Origin of the sequence: Mesorhizobium sp. M4A.F.Ca.ET.090.04.2.1, from assembly GCF_003999085.1 — a bacterium.
Classification (GTDB): domain Bacteria; phylum Pseudomonadota; class Alphaproteobacteria; order Rhizobiales; family Rhizobiaceae; genus Mesorhizobium.
In genome coordinates this window covers 1-5245 of record NZ_RZOT01000439.1, presented here as the reverse complement: position 1 = coordinate 5245, position 5245 = coordinate 1, and the positions used below count along the sequence as shown (strand labels likewise).

Annotated in this window: 5 protein-coding genes; 3 read left to right on the top strand and 2 right to left on the bottom strand. The window is 65.9% G+C overall.

Annotated features, from left to right (window positions below):
* The 3 genes from EN781_RS25020 to EN781_RS25010 all read left to right on the top strand — a co-directional run.
* A partial coding sequence (locus EN781_RS25020; protein ID WP_245492649.1) for a thiamine pyrophosphate-dependent enzyme occupies positions 1–998 on the top strand: 998 nt, incomplete at its 5' end.
* A gap of 5 nt (positions 999–1003) precedes the next feature.
* Entirely contained in the window at positions 1004–1951 is a 948-nt protein-coding gene (locus EN781_RS25015) for a capsular polysaccharide synthesis protein (RefSeq protein WP_126056888.1), read from the top strand.
* Positions 1952–2056: 105 nt separating this feature from the next.
* Positions 2057–2764, top strand: a complete 708-nt coding sequence (locus tag EN781_RS25010) for an SDR family NAD(P)-dependent oxidoreductase (RefSeq protein ID WP_126056887.1) — start codon at positions 2057–2059, stop codon at positions 2762–2764.
* Positions 2765–2988: 224 nt separating this feature from the next.
* Here the strand turns inward: EN781_RS25010 and rpsA are convergent, their stop codons facing one another.
* Entirely contained in the window at positions 2989–4686 is a 1698-nt protein-coding gene (gene rpsA, locus EN781_RS25005; RefSeq protein ID WP_126056886.1) for a 30S ribosomal protein S1, read from the bottom strand.
* A gap of 203 nt (positions 4687–4889) precedes the next feature.
* The coding region (locus tag EN781_RS25000; RefSeq protein ID WP_127400419.1) for a (d)CMP kinase at positions 4890–5245 on the bottom strand (356 nt) is incomplete at its 5' end.

Genomic DNA, 5245 nt, shown 5'->3' with positions numbered 1-5245 from the left:
GTCTTTGCAAGACCGCGAGCCGCCCGCTGATCCTGGCCGGCGGCGGCGCAAAATGGGCCGAGGCGCCCTTGCGGCTTCTGGCCGAGAGGCTCGGCGCGCCGGTCGTCGAAACGACCAACGCGCGCGGCCTGCTGCATGGCCATCCGCTCTGCGTGCCGGCCAGCCCCAGCCTGAAGGCGGTGCGCGCGCTGATGGCGGAGGCCGATCTTGTCATCGCCGCCGGCACCGAATTCGGCGCGACCGACTATGACGGCTATGGCGATGGCGGCTTTGTCCTGCCCGCCAATCTGATCCGCATCGACATCGGCGCCGACCAGCTCGCGCGCCGTCCGGTGACGGTCGGTATCCGGGCCGATTGCGCTGAGGCGCTTGGTGCCCTGCTGGCGGAGCTCGGCTCAGATCCCGTCGCCGCGCAAGACGGCAATGCCTGGGCGGCCGCGGCACGAGAGGCCGCGTTCGCCGAGCTGAGGCCGGACTATGTGGCGCAGATGCGCGCCGTGGAGGCGATCCGCGATGCGCTGCCCGGCGCCATCATCGTCGGCGACTCGACGCAGCCGGTCTATGCCGCCAACCTCTACTACGACCACGATCGACCCGGCGGCTGGTTCAACGCCGCGACCGGCTTCGGCGCGCTGGGCTACGGTCCGCCCGCGGCGATCGGCGCGGCCCTTGCCGTGCCGGAGGCGCCGGTCGTCTGCCTGACCGGCGATGGCGGCTTCCAGTTCACTCTGCCGGAGCTGGGTGCCGCGCTCGATGCCGATGCCCCGGTCATCTTCGTCGTCTGGAACAATCGCGGCTATCGCGAAATCGAGACCTCGATGCTCGATGTCGGCGTCGAGCCGGTCGGCGTCTCGCCGGCGCCGCCGGATTTCTGCAAGCTGGCCGAGGCCTATGGCATCGCTGCCGAGCGGCTTGCCTGCGCCGACGGCCTGGCGGATGTGCTGAAGCGCGCCCGGGCGGCGGGCAAGCCGCGGGTCATCGAAATCACGGTGGATTGAGCACCGTGGCAACAGACGATGGCGCGGCGGGCTCGTTCTTCAGCGAAGCAGCGCCGTTCCGTGATCCGCTCAGGTTCCCTTATCTTGCGCCGCTGCGCCGGGCGGCGTCCTCGCCGATCTTGCCCTGGCCGCTGCGCAAACGCGCCGCCAAGCTGTGCATGACCTGGTCCCGCAAGAGGCTGCATCGGGTGCGGCACATCGCCGTCGATCATTCGCGGTGGTGCTCCGCCAGCACGCCTGGCGACCTTGGTCCGATCTGGCAATATTGGGCGCAAGGCGCCGACGCGGCGCCGCCGGTGGTCAGGGCGTGCCTGCGCTCAGTGGCCCGCCACAGGGGCGAACGCGAACTCATCGTCCTCGACGACAGGACCGTCGAGGATCATACCGACCTTCCCGGCCATGTCTGGGACAAGCGCCGGCGCGGGCTGATGAGCAGCCAGCATTTTTCCAACTTCGTCCGGCTGGACCTGCTGGCCCGGCACGGCGGGACATGGCTCGATGCCACGATCCTGCTGCGGCAGCCCGTGCCGCCGGAGATCGAAGGCGAGGATTTCTACATTCTGCGCGAGACCGGTCGCCATCCCCGGCTCGTGGAAACCTGGTTCATTCATGCCCGCAAGGGCCACCCGCTGGTCGAGACCGTTCTTTGCGGCCTCGCCGACTACTGGAAGGCCCATGACGGGCTTCATGACTACTTCATGTTCCCCTACCATTTCGAGGCAGCGCTTCTCTTGCATCGGCGGCTTCGGCGCGAGTTCCTAGCCAGGCCGCAGGTCGGCGCCGACCGGCCGCACGAGCTGCAATGGCTGCTTTTCGAGCCGCTCGACGAGGCAGCGCATCGCGCGGTCCATGATCGTTTCTGGCTGCACAAGCTGACGCACAAGGCCGAGCGTCCGGCGACGGGCGATCGCCTGCTCTGGGATGCGATCCTCGACGGTTGGCCGGCGAACTGAAACGGTGAATTAGCGTCAACGAAATTTCAGTTGAGTGACGGCGCGAAAGGCGCGAGGTTCGGCGCCGGCGTGGCGCAAGCGTGAAATGGACTGGAGCAGTCGAATATGACGGAAACACTGGACGGCAGGCATATCGTGGTGACCGGCGGCACGGGGGCGCTGGGTGGCGCGGTTGTCGGCAAGCTCTTGGATCAGGGCGCGATCTGCCATGTCCCCAATGCCCATGCCGCGGCGCCTCCGCACTTTCCCTTTGCCGCCCATGACCGCGTCAGGCTGGCGCACAATGTCGACCTGTCGGATTCCGCCAAGGTCGAGGCCTTCTACCACCAGCTTCCCGACCTCTGGGGGTCGATCCACCTCGCCGGCGGCTTTGCCATGGCGCCGGTGGAGAAGATCGAATCGGCCTCCTTCGCCGAGATGATGGACACCAACGCCCGCACGACGTTTCTCTGTTGCCGTGCCGCGATCCGCTCGATGCTGACTTCGGGCACGGCGGGGCGCATCGTCAACGTCACGGCGCGCGCCGGGCTCGATCCAAGGCGCGGTTCTGGCATGGTCGCTTATGCCGCCAGCAAGGCGGCGGTCGCGGCGATGACGGTGGCGATGGCCGAGGAGCTGAAGCACAAGGGCATACTGGTCAACGCGGTGGCGCCTTCGACGCTCGACACGCCGGCCAACCGGACCGACATGCCGGACGCCGACTTCACCAAATGGGTGAGCCTCGAAGCCGCCGCCGAGGCTATCGCCTATCTCGCCTCGCCCGCCAATCTGGCGATGAGCGGCACGCTGGTGCCGCTCTACGGTCGGGCCTGATTTTCCGGAGCAATTCCAGGAAAAGTGTGAAACGGTCTTCCGTTCGCAATAGCCCAAAACAAAGCCGGAGCGGGTCGGCGTTTCCATGAAACGATGGACCGTTCTGGACATCCCGCCAAAGAAAAACCCCGCCGGATCGCTCCGGCGGGGTTTTCTTTGAGGTTGGGCGAAGAGGCTCAAGCAATTCCGGACGGAAAACCGCCGCGCGGTTTTCCTGGAATGCTCTAGTTGCCCTGCTTCTTCAGCGCCGCGCCCAGGATGTCGCCCAGCGAGGCGCCGGAGTCGGTCGAGCCGTACTGGGCGACCGCTTCCTTCTCCTCGGCGATTTCCAGCGCCTTGATCGAGACCTGCAGCTTGCGGGTCTTCTTGTCGAAAGCGATGACACGGGCGTCGACCTTCTGGCCGACGGTGAAGCGCTCGGGGCGCTGCTCGTCGCGGTCGCGGGAAAGGTCGGAGCGCTTGATGAAGGTCTCGATGCCGCTGTCGACCAGCCGCACTTCCAGCCCGCCGTCCTTGACGCCGATGACCTCGCAGGTGACGACGGCGTTCTTGCGCAGTTCGCCCGAAGTCGCCGCTTCACCGACCGTGTCACGCGCCAGCTGCTTGATGCCGAGCGAGATGCGCTCCTTCTCGATGTCGACGTCGAGCACCTGCGCCTTGACCACGTCGCCGCGATTGTACTCCTCGATCACCTGCTCGCCCGGACGGGTCCAGTCGAGGTCGGAGAGGTGGACCATGCCGTCGACGTCGCCTTCCAGGCCGATGAACAGGCCGAACTCGGTCTTGTTCTTGACCTCGCCCTCGACCTGGCTGCCGACCGGATGGGTGCGCGCGAAGGCTTCCCACGGGTTCTCCAGCGTCTGCTTGAGGCCGAGCGAGATGCGGCGCTTGGCCGGATCGACCTCGAGCACCACCACGTCGACTTCCTGGGTCGTCGACAGGATCTTGCCGGGGTGCACGTTCTTCTTCGTCCACGACATTTCCGAAACGTGGATGAGGCCCTCGATGCCCGGCTCCAGCTCGACGAACGCGCCGTAGTCGGTGATGTTGGTGACGGTGCCCTTGATCTTCTTGCCGATCGGGAACTTGGTGCCGATCTCCGACCACGGATCGCTCTCGAGCTGCTTCATGCCGAGTGAGATGCGGTGGGTTTCCTGGTTGATGCGGATGATCTGCACCTTGACCGTCTGGCCGATGTTGAGGATCTCGGTCGGATGGTTGACGCGGCGCCATGCCATGTCGGTGACATGCAGCAGGCCGTCGATGCCGCCGAGGTCGACGAACGCACCGTAGTCGGTGATGTTCTTGACCACGCCCTCGACCACCTGGCCCTCTTCGAGGTTCTGCACGATTTCCGAACGCTGTTCGGCGCGGCTCTCCTCGAGCACGGTGCGGCGCGACACCACGATGTTGCCGCGGCGGCGATCCATCTTGAGGATCTCGAAGGGCTGCGGGTTGTGCATCAGCGGCGAGACGTCGCGGATCGGGCGGATATCGACCTGGCTGCGCGGCAGGAACGCCACGGCGCCGTCGAGGTCGACGGTGAAGCCGCCCTTGACCTGGTTGAAGATGACGCCTTCGACGCGCTCACCCTTGGTGAACTTCTCCTCGAGGCGCACCCAGCTCTCCTCGCGGCGAGCCTTCTCGCGCGACAGCATGGCTTCGCCAAGCGCGTTCTCGATGCGCTCGACATAGACTTCGACGGTGTCGCCGACCTTGAGGGAGGAGTCCTTGCCCTTGGCGCCGAACTCCTTCAGCGGCACGCGGCCTTCGACCTTGAGGCCGACATCGATGATGGCCATGTCCTTTTCGATCGCGGTGATCGTGCCCCGGACAACCTGGCCCTCGCCGGAATGGCCGGCGGTGAATGATTCTTCGAGCATGCTCGCGAAATCGTCGCGAGACGGATTAGCAGCTGACATTGTTTCTCCTGGAATACTCCGCGTCTTTCGCGGAGTGGGCGCCGTTGGTTAGCGTTGCGTGAGCCTGCCGGCGTTCCGGGCTAAAAGCCCTTGGCCGCATTTGGCGGCAAGTCCGGCGCATGAAGAATGCTGGCAGGCTGGTTTGTGCCCGATATGGGTATTTTCTTCGCCTCCGGCAACGGAAACACGAGGAAAAACCTGGCTCAGGCTCTGCTTCTCTTGGCCAGGACGTCGTCGATGATCGCCATAGCCGCCAGAAACGCGGCCTCTATAGCCATTTCAGACGTATCAAGCAAGTGCGCGTCGGCAGCCGGCTTGAGCGGCGAGTCGGCCCGGCCCATGTCGCGCTCGTCGCGGCGCTCGATGTCGGCCAGGATGGTGGCGAAATCGGCGCTGCCGCCGATGCTCTCGATCTCCGCCAGCCGGCGCCTGGCCCGCACCTCGGCGCTCGCCGTCACGTAGAGCTTGATGTCGGCGTCGGGACACACGACGGTGCCGATATCGCGCCCGTCAAGCACCGCGCCCGGCGGCGTTTTGGCGAAGTCGCGCTGCTTTTCGA

Excerpts from the sequence above, each read along its gene's own strand:
- EN781_RS25010 (WP_126056887.1), top strand. The coding sequence starts at position 2,057 with ATGACGGAAACACTGGACGGCAGGCATATCGTGGTGACCGGCGGCACG.
- rpsA (WP_126056886.1), bottom strand. The coding sequence starts at position 4,686 with ATGTCAGCTGCTAATCCGTCTCGCGACGATTTCGCGAGCATGCTCGAA.